Genomic DNA, 19281 nt, shown 5'->3' on the forward strand with positions numbered 1-19281 from the left:
ATAAAAAGTCTGTCTTGGCCAATTGAATTTCCTGCGAGAACGGCGCGTTCACCTGGGAAGTGATTATCTAAAAGTTTCAAAAGATCATTTTCTACAACTTCCGGATCTTTTCCAGAAGGAATAGATTCTACAAGGCCCGATTCTGTATGATGTTTTTTATTCCAGGCATCCATGGCATCTAAATATTTCTGATCTTGTTTCACCACAGCATGATATTCGCCGAGTTTTTTAAACTCCAAATCAGTGATAATAACAGCCGCTTCGATGACGACTTCTTTTTCGACATCAAGGCCTGTCATTTCTAAATCAATCCAAAATAATTTTGTCACAATCCCATGATTCTGTAGTTTCGCTTACGAGTCAACATCGTGAATTTGCTGGCAAACATCTTGCAGCTTAGCGTTAAGATGACTTCAGCAGTATTTACAATGGGGTTCTTAGCCCTTTTAATAATCCCTACGCAGGTACCAGCTTATGATTGGGCAGTTTGTCCAACGGTGTCTATAAAAACTGACATAGATGTCGAATTTTCTGACAGTGAGAAACGTTTAATTTGTGGTGATCCATCGGGTGATTCGACTCAAGCGTGGGTTTTAGTGCCTCCGCGTCAAGCTCAGTTTCATCTCAAGGCAATGCTTCAAACTCGTGGATTTCATAATTCCACATACCAGGTTGAGGGCAATAAGCTCATTGTCAATCTTGGAGACACTACAAAAATTCAAAAGATCACCACTACTGGTGCGCCGTCACAACTCAATGTGCAGCGAAAAAGACATATCGTTGGAGAAGATCTTACCCCACAAAAGCTAGATGAGCTTAGAGATTGGATCAAGCTTGAACTTCAGCATTTGGGTTATGCTTGTCCTGATATGGAGCTTCAAGCGGACGTTGTGACGGGTGAAGTAGTTGTGAATATTAAAGTTGGGCCAAAACTATTGATCTCAAAACTTACGTCACAAGATGTGCCACATTTATTGCCTGGAGTGCTTAGGCGTTATGATGCTTTTAAAATCGGTCAAGAATTTGATATTCATAGAGTGACATTAACCGAAAAAAGACTCCTTGATGAAGATCTTGTTTCTGGAACTTATTTTGATGAAAAATGTGAAGCTACAGAATTGGTATTAAGCCAATCAGTACTCCCTGGGCCACCTCGCTTGTTTCGTATTGGCGCTGGATTTGATACAGAGCAGGGACCAGTATTTAAATTAAGCTGGAGGCATGCGCGTCTTGGAAAAAGAGGCACGTCCATTGAAAATACGATTTTAACAACTTATCGCATTCAAGAATTTCGCTCAGATATCAAATGGTATTTCACAAAAGAGCCATCACGATTTTTTCTTCGCCCTACGGTCGAAGTCAGGCGCGAAAAAGAAGAGAAATATGAACTACTTAAGAGTCAGATCGGGTTTTTTCCGGCAACAACTTGGGATTCTCACGATGCACGTTGGGATGTTCAAGCGGGCCCCAGTTGGCATATCGAAAAAACAACAGTAGGTGTTGGCCCAAGCTCTACTCAAAATATTTTTCTCAATAGTCAAATACATTGGACGACCCATCAATTTGAATATTACAAACGTAACCCCCAATCGGGTTCAAAGCTTTCACTTGATTTCACAACAGGGCACCAAGGTTTTTTGTCTCAAGTTACTGCGCAAAAAATTGAGCTTCATGGTCAAGTGCTTTGGAATTACAAAGAATATGATCCTCCACTATGGGTTTTTGGAGTACGTGGTGGTATCGCTTCTACACTCTCAGTTAATAACGAAGGAGATATAAATAATCTTCCGCAAAATTTTCGTTATCATCTTGGTGGATCAAGAGACATAAGAGGATTTAGCAGAAAAGAATTGCCCACGGGAAAATCAGGTAGTCTGAGCATGGCTTACTTAGGTACTGAGATTCGGTTTTTAGAGCCGCTTCCATATCGTTTACAGCCTTTCATCTTTGTGGATGGTGGTGTACTTAGTCAAAAACCTGCACACTTTGATTGGCCACTTTATTGGTCACCAGGTTTGGGAATGCGCTGGGCATCACCCATAGGAGTTTTTCGCGGAGAAGCAGGTCATGGATATATTCATGATCCACTGCAAAGGCCAGTTGATTCGTCACTGTCGCATTGGCAGTTTTATTTAGCATATGGAGATGAATTTTAAATGGGTTTTAAAAAATTTTTAAAAATTACAAGTGTTTGCTTTGTGGTTCTACTTTTTTTAATTGCAGGCGCCGCCTATTTGCTTATCTCTAAGCCTGAGATTGTTATTAACACTAAAAATCTTAATCGTGTTTTACCCAAATTGTCAGAGCGCGGAATCAATATTAAATTAAAGCACGCAGATATCAAAATCGCATCTCAGTCATTGTTACATAAGGTAGTTGATATAAGTTTAGGGGATTTTTGCATCGATATGAAAGACCCGTTAATATCCGGGTGTTTTGAGAAATTTATATTCTCTGCTGATTTTAATATTTCAAAATCAGGAATTGTTTTTAATCGGTTGGGGCCTTTGACTTTAGTGTCAAAGCGTTTTGATGTTAAGTTGAGTGATTCAAACGACAAAGAAGAAAAGAAATCATCTTCACCTTTGAATATGATCAAACCTCACACTGAGTTTGGAGCCCTAGATATTAATCTGGCTGCTTTTCACTTGGGTTTAGGACAAAGTAATTATTTAATTCAAACATTTGTTTCAGGAAAACTTCCAAGTCTTGACATACGTGGTCACTTTCAAGAGCAAAATGGCTCACTTGATATCAAAGCAAAACTTCAAGCGCGCGCACCCAGGGATCTTAGTAAAGCAAAGTGGGTACTTAATGGGCCTGTAACTGTACGTGTGGGTAAAAATTTATTATTTGATGCCAAGCTCAATTATCAGTCAGAGTCATCGACTGCTGGGCAATATGTTATGGGTTTAAAAATAAAACACCCTGCGGTTAATTATAACGGAAATTTAATCGGTAAACGTTCTGGAATTGCGCTTGATGGAAATTTAAATGGTGCCCTTGATCTTAAAAAACTGGTCTTGCAATTAGGTAATGCGAAACTTGATAAGAAGTGCAGTTATGAATTAAATTGGCCAAAAGTTATTGATATTGATTGCCCCGTGTTGGTTACATCAACAACCATTGAAAAAGAAAAACTTCAGAGCTTCGTTCGATCACTGACATTTCATATTGACGGTAAACTCGATGGGTCTACAAATTCTAAGGATGCCACTGTTTGGTCGGGGCCTGTTAAAATTGCGATCAAAGATCGTGGTGATTATCCGTGGGATGTATCAGGTGACGTGAATGTTGATTTTGAGAAAACTCCCTTGAATGGTGAAATTCTAAAAACGCTCATTGTAAAATCACAAATAAAACTCATGCTTCAAGAATTCGGTAGCCTCGTCACATTTTTAAAACCGACACGGTTTTCGATTCCAGCGCCCTTTCATATTCTTCGTGGTCCGGCTCAGTGTGCTATCGAGGGAGAGTTGAAATATGGGGATCTCTCCGTTCCATTTGCATGTAAGACAAATCTTGTTTCTCACGAACAAAGTTTAGTGACGAACTTTAACGGAACCTTTGGCCTTGAAGATATAAAGGACAAATACCGACCAAAACTAAATCTTGATGCCACACTTAATAATGTGCAGTTAGCACTTCCGCGATTTGGAATCACAGGCCTTCCACCCTTGTTGCCTGATCAGCGTTTAAAGAAAAGTTTAAAGCAGGTAAAAGCAAAAAACATACTTCCCTTTCTTTACAGAGTTTCTATAAAAACTGCGGATCAGCCTGTTAGATTATTATCGAATTTGGCATCAACCCCAGTGGGTTTTGATTTAAATCTTTTGCTTGAGTCACAACATGAACCTCAGGGGAGTATTCATGTACGAGAATTCCCACTTAAACTTTTTAGGCGAGATGCGAAACTTAAGCGTTTTAATTTAACTTTAAATGACCGTCAAAAAGAAATGATCGACGGTGAAGTACAGCTTACATACGCAGATTATAAAATTAAAATTACGATATGGGGAACTACTAAAAAACCAAAAATAAGATTTGAAAGCGAACCTCCCCTTGATCAAAATCAGATTGTCTCTGTACTCTTGTTTGGAAAACCTGTTGATGAGCTCGATTCAGGTCAGGCAAGTTCTGTTTCAAACACCCAAGCTGCAGCTGCTGATCGTGCCATTGCACTCACTTCAATGTATGTCTTAGCTTCAACACCCGTAGAGAGTGTTGGTTATAACCGTGAATCAGAAATGTTCAGCGCAAAAGTTCGAATACAAGAAGGCGTGTCTATTAATGTTGGTGCAGATGAAGAGAGACTACGCGAATTGGGTGTGAATAAACATATCAAGGGACCATGGTACATCTACACATACGTTCGTAACCCCACGGAGAGCGAAGCCCGTGCGACGGCGGCTTTTTTAGAGTGGGTATCACGATATTAGGGTTTTATGAGCTGTATCTGATGCCAGTTTGATATTTTTTTATCACTTCGATCGCGTACAACCCACATATTCTTAACAGCAGCTTGTCGACTTAAAAACAAGGTGACATAGCCGCTACCTAAATGAAACTTATGAACATCAAATGTACTGCTTGCATAGGTGCGGTTTTTTTCTTCGAGTTGAACGAAATCTAATTTGTGAATGCCTCGTGCGTCGTAATCATACTCAATTACATAAACTCCCATAGCGTTGGGGGCTTCGAGCGAAGGGGCAACAATGAGACCGAAATCTTGTCGAGAGCTGCCTTGACCAAATGAGGTTAAGGCTTTTGTTGAGCGTGCGTTGAGATCTGATAGATACCGTAGATCTTGGGGGAGAAATTTTAGATTTTTCTCGGGTTCACTAAATGCGCTGAGTTGATCAACGTAATTTTCATAAGGGGCGCATTTAAAATTATAAAGTGAAACAGCGACATCGGAGGCTGGCTTCACGCGCCCTAGAATATTTTGTAAATCAATATTTTGAATTGCGATATCAACGCGGTGTGAGCGTGGGTCTTCGGGGCGACTAGCAATGTAATCAAGGCGCCATTTTTTAATAGGATTTATAACTTCGTCTAGTGCTTCAAGAGCTGTGGCAAAATTTTCGCGTTGCTCATTTTTCAAGCGAATTTTAGTAATAGCTTCGCTGCTTACGTAGGCTCGGCCAGTCATTTCTCTTAAATTTTCTAAGGTGTCTAATTGAAATTCATTTTCAGGTGAAATTGCACTACTCAGCATGACAGCATCTGTACGGAGTCTATGGCAGTGAGCTAAAATATGATCACTTGAAAGCGGAGCTTGCATATCTTTAAATTCAAGTTGCTGGTTTTCATGGAGCAATTGACTAGCCCGTGTTTGTATAATGTTTGAATTATTGTTTTGATCTTTACCTTTTTTGGCGGGACTTTCACTTGAGTTTTGTCCGCAACCTAAAATTAAGATTCCCATAATAATTATGACATTCAATGCACGGTTCACGTCTACCTCCTGATAAAAGTATGACTGCGTTAATAGCACAGACTTTCTTTTTAGCTAAATGTAAAATGAGTCAAAGAGGATCAGTTTTTGAGTCGATTTGTCTCAATTTCAAAATGAGTATGTAGACTTTAGCTTTTGAGTGCACTTTAGGCCTTATCAATGCATGGCATGGCTTTGGCAATCTTTAGCCTGTTATGAGCGAAACTATAAATACTTTAGAGAAATTCATTAATCGAAAGATTATCGTTTTACACACTGATAATTCTATATTTCAAGCAGCGCGCGCGATGTGTGATCATAATATTGGGTGCGTCGTTATCTCCGATCATCACGGCTGTATTGTCGGGCTTGTCACAGATCGTGATCTTACGTGTTATCCCTTAGCCTACAAGATTTCACCTGATTCCCCACTTTCTGAAGTGATGACCACTGAGCCTTTATGTGCGAGTGAGAGTGCAGCTCTTAGCGAAGTTATTCAAATCATGGTTGAAAATGGTTTACGTAGAATTCCAATAATAAATAAATCAGGGAACAAACAAAAATGTGTAGGTATAGTCACATTAGACGATTTGATAGTTACAAAAAGTATAGAATTAAATGATGTAATAAAAATTATCACAACGCAAGTTCGACATATCGCACATTTAACCGCACCGGGGCACGCTAAAAAAAGTGATGAGCAAGCAGAGTTAAGGCATGAGGCGAAAACGTCTCAAACTTTGGCGCGGTTTGAAAAATCTGTTTTAGAAAAAAGTGGTTTAAAAAAAGCACACGCACGAACAGTAACAAGTCTTATTTTATCTTCGATTGTAAGGCGCCTTTCGTTTACTGATGCTGCTCATTTTATTTCTCAGCTTCCACAAAAACTTCACGATGATCTCTATGATTTACCAGCGGGGCCTGATCGTCACGTTTCTGCAAAACACTTGATCAGTGATGTCTGTACTTATTTAGGAGTGTCAAAGTCAGAGGGGCATGAAGTAACGGAGGCCTGTTGTGCTGGGATGGCAAATCATTTAGACCCACACGAGTTAGAAAAAGTTAAATCTCAATTGCCCTCAGACATGTCCGCACTTTTTAAATTGTTAGAGAAAAAGAAAAAAGCAACAGCAGTGAACTTAAATAACTAAGGAGGATTTCAAATGGTTGAATTTAAAAATACCACAACAGAACCAATCGAGACTGAAGTATCAGGGCAACACAAAGAAGGAATTCTGCATAAAATTGGCGATGCCATCGAGAAGGTTGGTGATGTTGTTGAGAAAAGAGTTTCACATAAGCTTGGTGATGCTATAGAAAGATTTGGTGATAAAGTAGAACATTTAGGTGACAAACACTAAGTACTAAAGCCCTGTTGATGATGAATCACGTTTCACAGCAGGGCATTTTTATTTTCACTCGACCTTAGTGATAGTCTAAGAGAACAAAGGTCAAATCTCGACTTTAAAACCGTTGACAGAAAAGCTCCTTTCAAGCGAACATATACAGGTGGGTCAGAAATTATCATCATTGGAGAACGCGATATGAAAAATTATGTATTATTGACACTTGCAGTTTGTTTGTTGGGATTCTCAGTTAATGCTTCAGCAGCCGCAAAAGATGGTACAGGTGTTATCTTAGCTCCTGCCGTAATGTATGAAACTAGTCTGTTTGAAGATTCAACAACCTCAAAATCAGATACCTCTGGTCTGAGGCTTGATGGTCGTCTTGGATTTAAGTTTCAATTTCCACTTTATGTTGGCGGTATCTATGCATCTCGAGGTTCCACAACAAAGGGATTAACTGGCCCAGATTCAACAATTAGCTCTACAGGTTATGGTGTTAGTGCTGGTTTTATGAAAAGTGGTTTTTTCTTAATTGGTCACTATATTCTCTCAGCTGAACGTGAAGATAAAGTTTCAAACGTAACCACTACTTATAAAGAGGGTTCAGGATTTCAAGCTGATATCGGTTATATATTTATGGTTAGTTCTAAATTTGGTATTGCGCCTGAGATGCATTATCGCAGTGTTGAATTTAAAAAGAAAAAAGTGGGTTCTGGTGCAGAAGCTACACGTACTGTAAAAACAGTAGACTTGCAGCCATACATTGGTCTTTGGCTGATGTTTTAATAAGCTAATTCAATCTTATTGGTACTGGGCCTCACAGAAATGTGAGGCCCTTTTTTTTCTTGTGACGTAGGGGGTAAAGCAGCTAGCGTTAATCTGCGATGAAAATTCTTGTCACGGGTGGAAATGGATTTTTAGGAAGTTGGATAGTTCGTGCTCTAGTAAATAAGGGGCATGTTGTTCGCGTGCTGCATCGTAAGTCTAGTGTGATGAATTCATTAAAAAACATTTCATATGAATCAGCTCTTGGCGATGTCACAGAGTATTCAACTGTTCTTGAAGCTGCCTGTGGTATGGACGCTATTTTTCATGCAGCAGCAGTCATTGCATACTCACCCCTTGAGCGTACACTCATGGAAAGAGTTAATGTTTATGGTACAGAAAATGTTGTGCGTGCTGCGATCGATGCAAAGGTGCAGAAGTTTGTGCACACCAGCAGTGTAGTAGCAGTGGGTGCGACATTAGAGCCTCGTTTACTACATGAAGAGAGTCCTTATGAAATGTCGCAATATAATTTTGGTTATTATGAAACAAAGTTTCATGCTGAAGAATTAATTCGAAGTGCTGTGCGCTCTGGTAAACTTGATGCTGTCATTGTGAATCCTAGTATAATGTTTGGCCCTGGTGATGCCGTGAAGGGTTCACGTAAAACTCATCTCAAAGTTGCTAGTGGTTTAATACCCTTTTACCCCACAGGTGGGATCAACATCGCTGATGTAGAAGATGTTGTAGAGGGGCATATCTTAGCTCTAAAAAAAGGACGTGCTGGAGAAAGATATATTTTGGGCGGCGATAATATTTTAGTTAAAGACCTATTTGATTTGCTTGCCCAATTTGGAGGCCATCGTGCTCCGATGATTCCATTATCTAGTATTATACTTAGAAGTCTTGCTCGAGTGACAGAATTGGCTGAGAGATACAGTTATAAAATAAATATCCCCGTAGAATCAGCAATCGCTAGTACCATGTATCATTGGTATGATCTCTCCAAAGCTAGAAAAGAATTGGGCTACAACCCCAAACCCGCTTATGGCGCTGTCAAAAAAAGTGTTCAATGGTGTTTTGAAAATGGATATTTAACACCAGGGCCAAGACTCAAAATATAAAGGTGATTTCTGGATATCAAAGCCAATCTCGGTCAATTTATTCTCGCCAACACCCGCCGTCACGGTGAGCACCCAGCATTCATCGTAAAAACAGATAATGGCGAGCGGCGTGAACTTTCATATAACCAATTTAACGACATTGTTGCAAAAGTATCTCAGGCATTCAGGGCAAAATTTCCTCAAGAACCATTTCGCGTTGGCCTCTGGGGAGAAAATCGCATTGAGTGGTGTGCATTGGCATTTGGTGTTTGGCATGCAGGTGGCACTGTAGTGCCGCTGATGCATATAGCAACTGATTTGGAAATTCAAAATATTATCAAAGCCGCAAATCTTAATTGTCTTTTTATTTCACCAAAACTTAATAAAGATAGTGATTTTGAAGTACCTGAAGTTTTAAGCATGGATTTTAAAACTTCGCAGAATCAAAAAAGATCAACATTGGGAAATCTTATGCGAGATGCTCCCTATGATTTACCTGCACAATTAAAACACGGAACGCGTACACATCACGACGATATGGCCGTGCTCATTTTTACTTCGGGGACAACAGGTAATCCTAAAGGAGTGGTTTTAAGTCATCGTAATATTGTCAGTAATATTATAGCGACCTATGATCTGGTACCCAGTGTTGAAGGGGGGCGAGCCGTTAGTGTTTTGCCGCTTTCACATATGTTTGAACTAATTGCTGGTTTTACAATTGCTCATATTAAGGGCATTTGCGTGAGTTACCCAAATAGTCTTAAACCTGAAGATGTATTAGGTGAAATGAAGTTGCACAGAGCTACAATGCTAGCATCTGTGCCTTTATTTTTTGAAGTTATTGATCGAGCTATTCAAGAGAAATTAAATAGTTTGCCAATGATTATTCGTGGAATTCTTAATTTATGGCAACCATTAGTGCGAAAGTTTCCTTGGCTTGGAAAATTTATATTTCGTAAAGTACATAATATCTTTGGTGGGCATATTAAATTTTTTGTCACTGGTGGAGCCAAAATTGATTCTGAAATAGTGAGACGTTTTTATTCTCTAGGGCTTCCAGTACTTCAAGGTTACGGTTTAACAGAAACTTCACCGATACTTACCTTAACAACACTTGGTGATCACAATTATGCAAGTGTTGGCAAAGCCATTTCGTCTATCAAGATTAAAATTGAAAATCCAAACGCCAATGGTGAAGGTGAAATTTGTGTTTCAGGTGCAAGTGTTTTTTCAGGTTACCACGAAAATCAGGCAGCCACACTTGGGGTTTTAAAAGAAGGTTGGTTTCACACTGGTGATGTAGGTTTTGTTGATGAAGAGGGTTATCTTTATATTACAGGACGAGCAAAAGACATTATCGTTACAGCAAATGGGAAAAATGTTTATCCTGAAGAGCTTGAAGATATTTTAAGACCCTCGACACTTTTTAGCGAAATAACTGTGTTGGGGCTTAATTCGGGTAGGGGAGAAGTTGTTCATGCGGTTGTTGTTCCGTCATCACTTACACCTCAGGATCCACTTGAACAAAGAGAAGCCGTAATTCAAGAAATCGATCGACGCTGTTTAGCACTTTCTGATTACAAGCGTGTACAGAGTGTGAGTATCAGTTATGAAGAGTTACCGAAAACACCTACAAAAAAAGTGCGTAAACATTTGCTTAGAGAAATGGTCGTTCAAGGTAAGTTTGACAAAGGTGCGCAAACAAAATCTCGGGGCAGTAGAACTTTGCTTGATAAAAATATAGAAAATGAATCTTGGCTTTATAAGAAAATTTCTCTCATCACTAAAAAAACAGATTTATTCAAAGAAGCTGACCTTCGTCATGATCTAGGTATTGATTCGCTAACATTTATCGAGCTGATTTCTGCTCTTGAGACGTCTTATGGTGTCCGTGTGCCCGATGAAGATTTTGATAAGATCCATACGGTGAGTGATTTGCTCAGTCGATTAGAAAAAGCCCATCAAGATATGCCCGTTGAAAATAAGCCAGAAGAAGTAAAAAATAAAAAGGTATTTAATTATAAAAACAATAATGGGTTTTTGATGAATACCACGCGCCTGTGGGTACATGTTTTTTTTATAAGACCATTTTTAAAAATATATTTTAGGTTTCAAGTTTTAGGTTATGAGACGTTTAAAGATGTTAATAATTTTATCATGACGCCTAATCATTCAAGTCACCTTGATCTCTTGTGTGTATTGAGTGCGTTGCCTCTATCAAAACTTAACCAAACCTATGCAGTGGCGGCTGATGATTATTTTTTCAACCACTGGTTTAAGTCATTTATTGTGCGCTTAGTATTTAATGCGATTCCCTTTGAGCGCAAAGCCCGAGTCGAAAAGGGTTTTAAAGTTTGTGAAGAGATTTTGCAAAATGGAGGAAGTCTCGTTATTTTTCCTGAAGGAACACGTTCAATTTCTGGAAAAATGGTTTCATTTAAACCAGGTGTTGGTCGTTTATTAGCAAATCAAAAATTTAATGCTATTCCAATTTATATTAAAGGTGCTTTTGATGCGTTTCCGAAAGGGGCTTCGATGCCCAGGCCTCGTAAAGTTTCACTTTATATTGGTTCGCCCAGGCATTTTATCGACGAGAAGATTGATCTCAGTGGGTATCAAAGTGTTGGGTTGAAATTGCAAGGGGATGTGGAGACGTTGCGTGATCAGTTGAGTTAGTATGACTTGATTACTTCACGCACTCGCTTGGTTTATTTACCCATTTATGACACGCACATTCACCACCGTGTCCAGAGGTCTCACCTGTTGGCCAGATGCCACTGTTACATGCACAAGCTGTATTTGGGTCATGTGGGATGTTATCATCACCAGAACCAACACCGTCGCATGAATCAGCTGTACCAATAAAATCAGGAACCCAACCATCTCCCTTAACAGGACACCATGTAGCTGGAGAACCGCCGGCAACGCAACCGCAGGTGTTACACTCTTTTGGCGCGCATGCTCCGCCTGGATTTTGACGTGTGATGGTTGAATTTCCAGGTGTCGAACCAGGTGGGCCCCATGCATTAGCCACTGGGTTGGTACAGGTTTCAGTACATGATGAATCACAAGCAGGTGAACAGCTTCTCCAGTTACCACCACATGTGTATCCAGTTGGTATTGCAGGGCCTACTGTGCAAGCAGGGCTTGGATAAGTTGCTTGATCGCACCAGCAAGTGTGGCCGTCAGAACACGGATCCCCGTTTACAACACAAGCAGCTGTTCGTGTGCCGTTACAATATTTATTTGTTGTGCAAACACCAGTTTGACCATTGCATGAAGTGACATCTGTAGTACATGCATCGCCAGGGGTATAAGTACATGTTGGTTGCCAGTAGCCGATGGGTACGCATTTATCACTTGGTGGATTGGTATGATGAAATGGAGCAACACAAGTCCAATTGCAATTATTCTGTGTTCCGCCTGAGCTTGTGTGGGTGATGTTATCTCCACCATTCGTACAGGCTGTGCAAGTGAGGCTTGTTGTATCAACTGGGTTGTATTTACCTACTTCACAATCAACACAAGTATTTTGTTCAGTTCTATGTTGGCCTGGAGGACAAACTATTAAGCAAACGCCACCTACATCTTGATAACCAGGTAAGCAAGGTTGCAAACAAGCACCAGTTGAATCGCCAATAGTTGTGTAATGCGCATTTGGTCTTGGTGGTGGTGGGCAAGACGTGCAAGTTAGGTTTGTTGTTATACTTGTATTAAACGTACCTACTTCACAAGCTGTACAAGAAGTATTATTAGAGTTTCTATGCTGGCCAGCGGGGCATTCAAATAAGCAGACACCGTCGACATTTTGAAAACCAGCTGGGCACTGACAATTTAATACGGAAGTACTTGTTTGTGATGGTGTGTGGATAAAGCCTGCTGCACAAGCACATTTACTTGGGCCGATATCTACTCCAGTGCCGGTATAAATTGAGTTTGGACCGCAATTACAAGTCGAAGGTAAGTTACATTGGCAATTTGTGATAGTGGAGCTGGAGTTTATATCTCCGTATCCAGTAGCGCAGGCACAGTTTTCAGCGCCAGTACCATTATTTGTTCCAGTACTATTATAAACTGAGTGTGGTCCGCAACCGCAAGTGAATGCAGTAGCACAAGAGCATGATGTGCTTCCATTATTAGGTGTTGGGTCTTTAAAACCAGGGGCTACACACTCGCAAATTCCTGTAGTATTTGTGACCGGATTTATTTGTGAATTAGCTGGGCAGCTACAACTTGCAGTACTGTTACAAACGCATGTTACGCCTATGCCAGAATTCATATCTTTATAATCTGGAGCACATGCACAAACGCCAAGCGGGTCAACAATAGAATTAGTATCATTGCAACTACACGATGTAGGTGTTGAACAAACGCATTCAGTAATTCCGTCATTTGGATTTGGATCTGTGTAACCTGTATCGCAAGCACAAGGATTCGCTAAGCCAGGTGTTGTTACGTGTGAGTTGCTTGGGCAGCTACAAGTTGCAGCGCTGTTACACGAACAAGTGACTGCATTATTTGTAGTGCTTCCGTCAGTGTCAATGAATTCAGGTAAGCATGCGCATTGTCCGCCTGTAACTGTAGTGTTTGGTCCGCACTGACAAGTTGCTGGTGTGCTACAAGCACAAGTCAAGCCAGTACCTGGATCAGAATCTGCAAAACCTGTGATACATTCGCAAGCACCGTTTGTTGAATTAAATGCTGAGTTTGCAGGGCAAGCACAAGTTATCGAATTATTGCATGAACAAACAGTCACACCATCATTTGGAGTGCGGTCTGTAAAGCCAGCGTTGCAACCGCAAGGTTCAGCTGTATTTATTTTATTCGGATCAAATGCAGAGTTAGCAGGGCAAGAGCATGATGCTGTGTTGCTGCATGCACAATTTACGATTAATGGATCAACATTTGTATCTGTAAATCCTGCAGGGCATACACATGCATTGCCATTAACAACTGAGTTTCCTGGGCAATGACAAAGTTGATCGTTACCAACAGCTGCACCAGCAGGGCAAATACATACAGTATTGAGATTGTTTTCTACGTAAGTCGGATCACATGCACACACACCATTTACGGGCGATGAATTTGCAGAGCAATTACATGTGATGTCTGTGTTACAAACACACACACCGCCAACATTTCCAAAACCAAGATCACACTGGCACACGCCCGTTCCAGGGTCTCTTGTTGAGTTTGGTCCGCAATTACAATTGATAGCATTAGGATCGCATTCACAAATATGCGTAGTGCTGTTCATGATAAATCCGCTACCGCAATTACAAGTATTATTTGATGTATTTAAAGTTGAATTAAGTGGGCACTGACATACGGTGCCTACCAATGTTGAATCAGTGGGGCATTGACAAGTTGTTAAGTTAGAATTTGTGGGGCACTGACATGATCCATCGGGAAAAGGTCCAAATGCACCAATGCAATCACATGTTTGTGTTAGTGAATTAAATTGTGAATTAACAGGGCAGCCGCAGTTTAGACCAATATTAATTGTGAGTGGGGCACTGATTTCGCCATAATTAAATGCTGGTCCCCCAGGTGGTGTCATTCTCATCTGAAATTGAACAGTTGTCGTTACACAAGCTTGTGGGGGAGAACCAATCATTGTAAGAACCATTGGAAGTCCAACGGATACAGTACTTGGAACAAGACCTGTTGGTGTGCTGCTACCTTTTTGAATTGTAAAAAGATTTGCTGGTTGAGTGTTAGTTAGGGCAACAAGCTCATAGGTGCTGTCGGGCCATGATAAGGCGCCGTTGTTAAGCATCTGAACTTTGATGTTAATGGGTGTTCCAGTTTTCATTACAACGCTTGATATTTGAGTATTACTTTGATTTTCAAACCATTGAAAGTCTGCATTAAAATCAGGTATAATGGGTGTTCCGACAACCCTATTACTAAGTGTTGGATTACCCGCAAGGTTTCTGGTGAATTCAACGGGCGCACAATTTTGGTAACCAAATAAAAGTCCGCCTAACATGAAAATAATATTCCATGTCAAAATCGACTTTTTAGTTAGTGCGTTATTAAGATAGCTCTTGATGCCCATTTATTCCTCCGCCATTGACGCTATCGGCCAGGTCGTGGAAAAACATTAGACATAATTTGAAAGTTTAAGTTTAGAGTTAATGTTGATTAATGGAATTACGGGCAAGTGCATGAATTTAGAGTGATTTCTATCTCGCGACCGGCAAGTTCGGGTCTGTATTTAGCTCGATACTTATATATTCCGCCAAATGCCACATTAGAATCTGCAAGGGCATATGTAGAAAACGGAGTATTATCCATAAATAAAAATGCCCAAAATTTTTCAGGATCACTCGGAAACGAATCGCCTTTTTCTATGCTATTTGAATTTGGAGTTGTGCCTGGATATGGATTTTGACACCACGAAACGGCAACTGTTGGTTGCGTGCGAGCTTGGTTCCAAAAACATTGAGCTGTAATGCAAAAAGCACTGTCGGGAGTTGTTCCTGGGCAAACGCATTGGCCATTGACGACTACACGGGGTGGATTACAGGGAACACCCGTTGTTGTACTTGTGGTGCTTGTCGAACTCGTTGTGGATGTTGTACTTGTGGTGCTTGTTGAACTTGTCCCGGTACTATTTGTTCCCGTTGTACTGGTAGTGCCAGTGGGTTGTGCGCTTGCGGGAAGTTTACCTACTGAATTAAACCCAACTGGAGCGCAGTTTGTATACCCGGAGGCAAGACTTCCAAAAACTATAGCCAAAATAAAGTAGCGCAGAAGAATAAATTTTTTTTTCTTTGCTGCTACTAACCAATTTTCTTTTACTCTGGTTTTTCTTTTCATTACTTTCTTTATCGGCGAATAGAGCTTGTGACTTTAACCTTGCTTACTGGTGTACAGTCTGAATAATTAAATACAAGCATATGAAAATTTCATCGCTTCGACACATCTTTGGTCTAGATCTCCGTTCACTTGCACTTTTTCGTGTAGCCATGGGAATGCTCATCATCGTTGATCTCATCATACGATCAACAGATCTTACTGCCCATTACACAGACATGGGTGTAATGCCTCGATCATTACTTGCGGGGAGCACACATCTTATTTCACTTCATCTCATCAACGGGACTTGGCAGTTTCAAGGGATACTTTTTATTATTGCAGGACTTTTTGCTTTTGGAATGACTATTGGATATCGCACACGGCTTTGTACAATTGCATCGTGGTTTTTTCTAATTTCTATTTACGAACGCAACTATATGATTATTCAGGGCAGCGATGCGCTCATGAAAGTCGTACTTTTTTGGTGCATGTTTTTACCTTGGGGCGAAGTTTATTCAGTTGATAGCCTGGGCAAATCTAGTGAAGATCGAAATCCTGATAATAAAGTACTCACTGCTGGAACATTGGGTTATGCGTTTCAGATAGGTTTTGTTTATTTTTTTGCAGCAGCTGTAAAATACGGTTCAGATTGGCAAAATGGTTCTGCTGTATATTATGCTTTAAGCATTGATCAACTCACTCGGCCCATCGGACAATTACTTTTGGGACTACCTGACTTAACCCGGTTTTTAACTTTATCAGCGCGCTGGTTAGAAGGGGTTGGACCATTTTTGTGGTTTTCACCGGTTTTTACTTGGCAATTAAGAATGATCAGTCTTGTGGCGTTGGCCATTATGCAACTGGGTTTTGGATTATCAATGAGACTCGGGCCGTTTCCATGGGCCGCAGTAATTGTAACGCTTGGGCTTTTACCCTCAGAATTTTGGAATTATGTTTTAAGCGAGGTGAGATTAAAGTTTAAAAAGAAAATAAAAATTTATTACGACGGTGAATGTGCCTTTTGCGAAAGGCTATCGAAACTTGTTCGTATTTTTTTCTTGTTACCTGAAACTCCGCTGCTTGAAGCTCAGTCTGATCGATCAATTAATAATGATATGAAAAAATATAATTCATGGGTTGTTGTAGATGCTAAGGGTAATCGCCATTATAAATACAAAGCCTTTCTTGTAGTTGTTAATGCATCAATGATATTAAGACCATTTAAATGGATCTTTAAAATATTTGATATCATTCCCATCGGGCGATATTTATATGAATGCGTAGCTTCGAATCGGATGATTTTTTCTCAACTTGTGCCTGAAATTCCTGTGACTAAAAAAAATCCAGAGTACCAATGGGAAATCACAAAAATATTTGTTGGCTCTGTTTTGATTTACACATTTTTTTGGAACCTGTCTAATATTCCACATTTTAATTACCAACTACCGGGTCACACACGCTGGGTGGCTGGAGTATTAAGAATTGATCAAATGTGGGATATGTTCGCACCTACACCTCTTAAAGAAGACGGTTGGTGGGTCATCGTCGGAAATACAAAGAGCAAAAAACAAGTAGATATTTTTCGAGACGGTGCCGTAGTGAATTGGGAAAAACCAAGTTTAGGCTCTTCACTATTTAAAAGTGTACGTTGGGGGAAATATTATCTTAATCTTTGGTCAATAAATCATCGTTCAAATGCAAGTTATCTGAGTACTTATCTTTGTCGTGAATGGAATAATAAAAATAAACGTAAAGACTCACTTGATAATTTGCAAATCTATTTTATGCGCGAAGATACACTTCCTCCAGGCCAAGGCGAAGCTGAACCTTTAAAAGTAGAACTATGGAATCAAAATTGTAATTAGTTTGGAACCCAGCAATCAGTCGATGCACATTCACGTTCCCCACAGCATACCTTACGGCGACAACTTGTGTTTCCAGCATTGAGACAGGCTTGTTGTCCGATATGTCCTGGGCATGCAATTGGTGCAACTGCGCAACCGCATTGATCACATGTAGCAGGTGTTGGAGTGGGTATTGGTGTGGGTGTTGGTGTTGGAGTTGGTGTTGGAGTTGGAGTTGGTGTTGGAGTTGGTGTTGCAGCGGGTTGTGCACAAACTTCCGCTGTGAAAACGGGTGACGCTTGACCATATCCCGAGCCGGTTCCTAGGTGAGCCATTTGAAATTGCACGGAGATCAATTGACAGCCTGTCGTCACATTTTGAGAATTCATTTGTATTGGAAATTCTTTTTCTTGGTTGGGAAGTACTTCTAATAATGTAGTAGGTAGTGAGAAATTTATTAAACTTGCGTGTGATGTTGATCCAACAACCGTGTACCCATCACCGGGCCAAGGGATGTTTCCATTGTTTTGCATGCTCAGATTAATGGTTACGGGTGTACCTTGAGTAATTTTTAAAAAAGGAGCTGCAGTTGCAGGCAGTGGGGTGTAGCTTACAAAATTTGCGTTGAGTACGCCAATGCCAGCTCCACCATTGGGATTAGTTGAGCTCAAAGGCAATTGCCCCTGTTTCATATAACCTGCAAAGGGGTCTGGGTTAGCACAGTTTTGATACGTCGTAAATAAAGCGCTAAGTACGAAAAAATAGCCTAATAAAATTGCGCGTTTTCTGCCTTTAAACATATTTACTCCTGCCTAAGTTGCTTATCGGCAATATCAGTAAATACTTAAAGCTGAAAAAACCACTACAAAAAAGCTAAAAAATTACAAGATACTTAAAGCTGGTGCCAGGAACCTGAAAACCCTAATTTGAACGAGCTGGGTTTTTATCAACTTCTTTCATGAGCTTACTGCGTTCATGAAATGCTGCCCAATAGAGAAATAAGCTGATGAACATTCCGATAAATGAAAAGCCAATTCCAGCTAAGAGTTCATTTGGGGAAAGCACAGGAATAAAAAAGGAAAGACTTCCGCAGACAATTGCACTGAGTAATGCGACTTCGGTGTTTCGTGGAAATCTGCGCCTTGAATCGCCTAATAATAAAGTGAAGCCAAGACCTCCTAGAAGCCCAATAACTGCGAAACTCAATATGCCTAGTAATAAAAATTTAGTATCCATGCTCTATTCATAGAGCATTTGCCGTGCCATTAAATGAAGCGAAATTTCAATTGCTGAGCTGACTGTGAGAGTCTTTTTGCCCCACCGTGGGACACTATCAACGTGAAAATGTACACTAAATCGTGGATCACCTGAGGGTTCCATTTTTTTAGAGTCGCATACTCAGATCAGGTTGTGAGCAACCCTTGCCACAAAAAATGCAAAAGAGCTGGATTTCATCGAGTGTCATCTCTCAACCTGGCTCTGGCGAATCGATATACATTCAACTTGGCAGTGGCGAATCGATATACATTCAACTTGGCAGTGGCGAATCGATATACATTGCCATTTTAGTGATCCCAAAAGCTTCTATTGTAGCTCTCTGATTGCACGATCTGCAAAGAAGCCTAAGATTTTCTTTTGAGTTCTGACCTCCCCATGCTTTGGGATGCCTATGATCTATCTCAAGAGCATAATGTGAACCACAGATCTGACACTTCCCCTTATCGCGAAGCCATACTTCACGTCTGACTTGGGCTTTTGAAATATTTAGAGTTTTTGAGTTTTGATTTTGCTGCCGTGCAGCCCGCGCTGGCGCGGGTGATTTTGACTTATCCCACTTCTCTAAAGCCAAGTCACAAAGCTCATCCATAAGTTCTGCAATTGTGAGGTTTGGATTTTTATGAGCGCGAATCCCTTTTAGTTTTTGAATTTTGTCTAAAAGTTCTTTTTTAGCCGTAAATTTAATTTCAATATCGCTTTCAGAA

Annotated in this window: 15 protein-coding genes; 8 read left to right on the plus strand and 7 right to left on the minus strand. The window is 40.3% G+C overall.

What is annotated here, in order from left to right; translation table 11 throughout:
* Positions 1 to 329, minus strand: a 329-nt coding sequence (gene orn / locus SGI74_09725; protein ID MDZ4677774.1) for an oligoribonuclease, incomplete at its 3' end; no start/stop codon positions are given.
* Between the two features lie 78 nt (positions 330 to 407).
* Here orn and SGI74_09730 point away from each other — a divergent pair.
* Positions 408 to 2156 (plus strand): BamA/TamA family outer membrane protein, encoded by a 1749-nt coding sequence (locus SGI74_09730; GenBank protein ID MDZ4677775.1) that lies wholly within the window; start codon positions 408 to 410, stop codon positions 2154 to 2156.
* Complete coding sequence (locus tag SGI74_09735) at positions 2157 to 4439, plus strand: translocation/assembly module TamB domain-containing protein (GenBank protein ID MDZ4677776.1); 2283 nt, start codon at positions 2157 to 2159, stop codon at positions 4437 to 4439.
* On the opposite strand, the gene SGI74_09740 is transcribed toward SGI74_09735, so the two are convergent.
* Complete coding sequence (locus tag SGI74_09740) at positions 4436 to 5458, minus strand: hypothetical protein (GenBank protein ID MDZ4677777.1); 1023 nt, start codon at positions 5456 to 5458, stop codon at positions 4436 to 4438. The two genes, SGI74_09735 and SGI74_09740, sit on opposite strands and share 4 nt — an antisense overlap.
* A 194-nt stretch (positions 5459 to 5652) precedes the next feature.
* On the opposite strand from SGI74_09740, the gene SGI74_09745 reads away from it, so the two are divergent.
* The 5 genes from SGI74_09745 to SGI74_09765 all read left to right on the plus strand — a co-directional run bounded on the left by SGI74_09745 (position 5653) and on the right by SGI74_09765 (position 11327).
* Positions 5653 to 6588: a CBS domain-containing protein gene (locus tag SGI74_09745; protein MDZ4677778.1), complete on the plus strand. Its 936-nt coding sequence runs from the start codon at positions 5653 to 5655 to the stop codon at positions 6586 to 6588.
* Positions 6589 to 6600: 12 nt separating this feature from the next.
* Positions 6601 to 6798, plus strand: coding sequence for a hypothetical protein (locus tag SGI74_09750; GenBank protein MDZ4677779.1), 198 nt, complete (start codon positions 6601 to 6603; stop codon positions 6796 to 6798).
* Between the two features lie 183 nt (positions 6799 to 6981).
* Positions 6982 to 7569 carry a hypothetical protein gene (locus tag SGI74_09755; protein ID MDZ4677780.1) on the plus strand — a complete coding sequence of 196 codons (588 nt, stop codon included), beginning with the start codon at positions 6982 to 6984 and terminating at the stop codon, positions 7567 to 7569.
* 98 nt (positions 7570 to 7667) lie between these two features.
* Positions 7668 to 8672 (plus strand): NAD-dependent epimerase/dehydratase family protein, encoded by a 1005-nt coding sequence (locus tag SGI74_09760; GenBank protein MDZ4677781.1) that lies wholly within the window; start codon positions 7668 to 7670, stop codon positions 8670 to 8672.
* A gap of 39 nt (positions 8673 to 8711) precedes the next feature.
* Complete coding sequence (locus SGI74_09765) at positions 8712 to 11327, plus strand: AMP-binding protein (protein MDZ4677782.1); 2616 nt, start codon at positions 8712 to 8714, stop codon at positions 11325 to 11327.
* Between the two features lie 10 nt (positions 11328 to 11337).
* Here SGI74_09765 and SGI74_09770 read toward each other — a convergent pair whose 3' ends face one another.
* Both SGI74_09770 and SGI74_09775 read right to left on the minus strand, forming a co-directional pair.
* A complete protein-coding gene (locus tag SGI74_09770) occupies positions 11338 to 14712 on the minus strand; it encodes a hypothetical protein (protein MDZ4677783.1) in 3375 nt (1124 codons plus the stop codon).
* A gap of 95 nt (positions 14713 to 14807) precedes the next feature.
* Positions 14808 to 15476, minus strand: coding sequence for a hypothetical protein (locus tag SGI74_09775; protein ID MDZ4677784.1), 669 nt, complete (start codon positions 15474 to 15476; stop codon positions 14808 to 14810).
* Between the two features lie 80 nt (positions 15477 to 15556).
* Between SGI74_09775 and SGI74_09780 the strand changes: the two genes are divergently transcribed.
* Positions 15557 to 17320, plus strand: a complete 1764-nt coding sequence (locus SGI74_09780) for an HTTM domain-containing protein (GenBank protein ID MDZ4677785.1) — start codon at positions 15557 to 15559, stop codon at positions 17318 to 17320.
* Here the strand turns inward: SGI74_09780 and SGI74_09785 are convergent.
* The 3 genes from SGI74_09785 to SGI74_09795 form a co-directional block, all read right to left on the minus strand.
* On the minus strand, positions 17317 to 18099 hold the full coding sequence (locus SGI74_09785; protein ID MDZ4677786.1) for a hypothetical protein: 783 nt from the start codon (positions 18097 to 18099) through the stop codon (positions 17317 to 17319). The genes SGI74_09780 and SGI74_09785 overlap by 4 nt on opposite strands.
* 121 nt (positions 18100 to 18220) lie before the next feature.
* Positions 18221 to 18535 carry a hypothetical protein gene (locus SGI74_09790; GenBank protein ID MDZ4677787.1) on the minus strand — a complete coding sequence of 105 codons (315 nt, stop codon included), beginning with the start codon at positions 18533 to 18535 and terminating at the stop codon, positions 18221 to 18223.
* Between the two features lie 292 nt (positions 18536 to 18827).
* The coding region (locus tag SGI74_09795) for an HNH endonuclease signature motif containing protein (GenBank protein MDZ4677788.1) at positions 18828 to 19281 on the minus strand (454 nt) is incomplete at its 5' end.

The sequence above is a fragment of the Oligoflexia bacterium genome (assembly GCA_034439615.1).
Taxonomy (GTDB): domain Bacteria; phylum Bdellovibrionota; class Bdellovibrionia; order JABDDW01; family JABDDW01; genus JAWXAT01.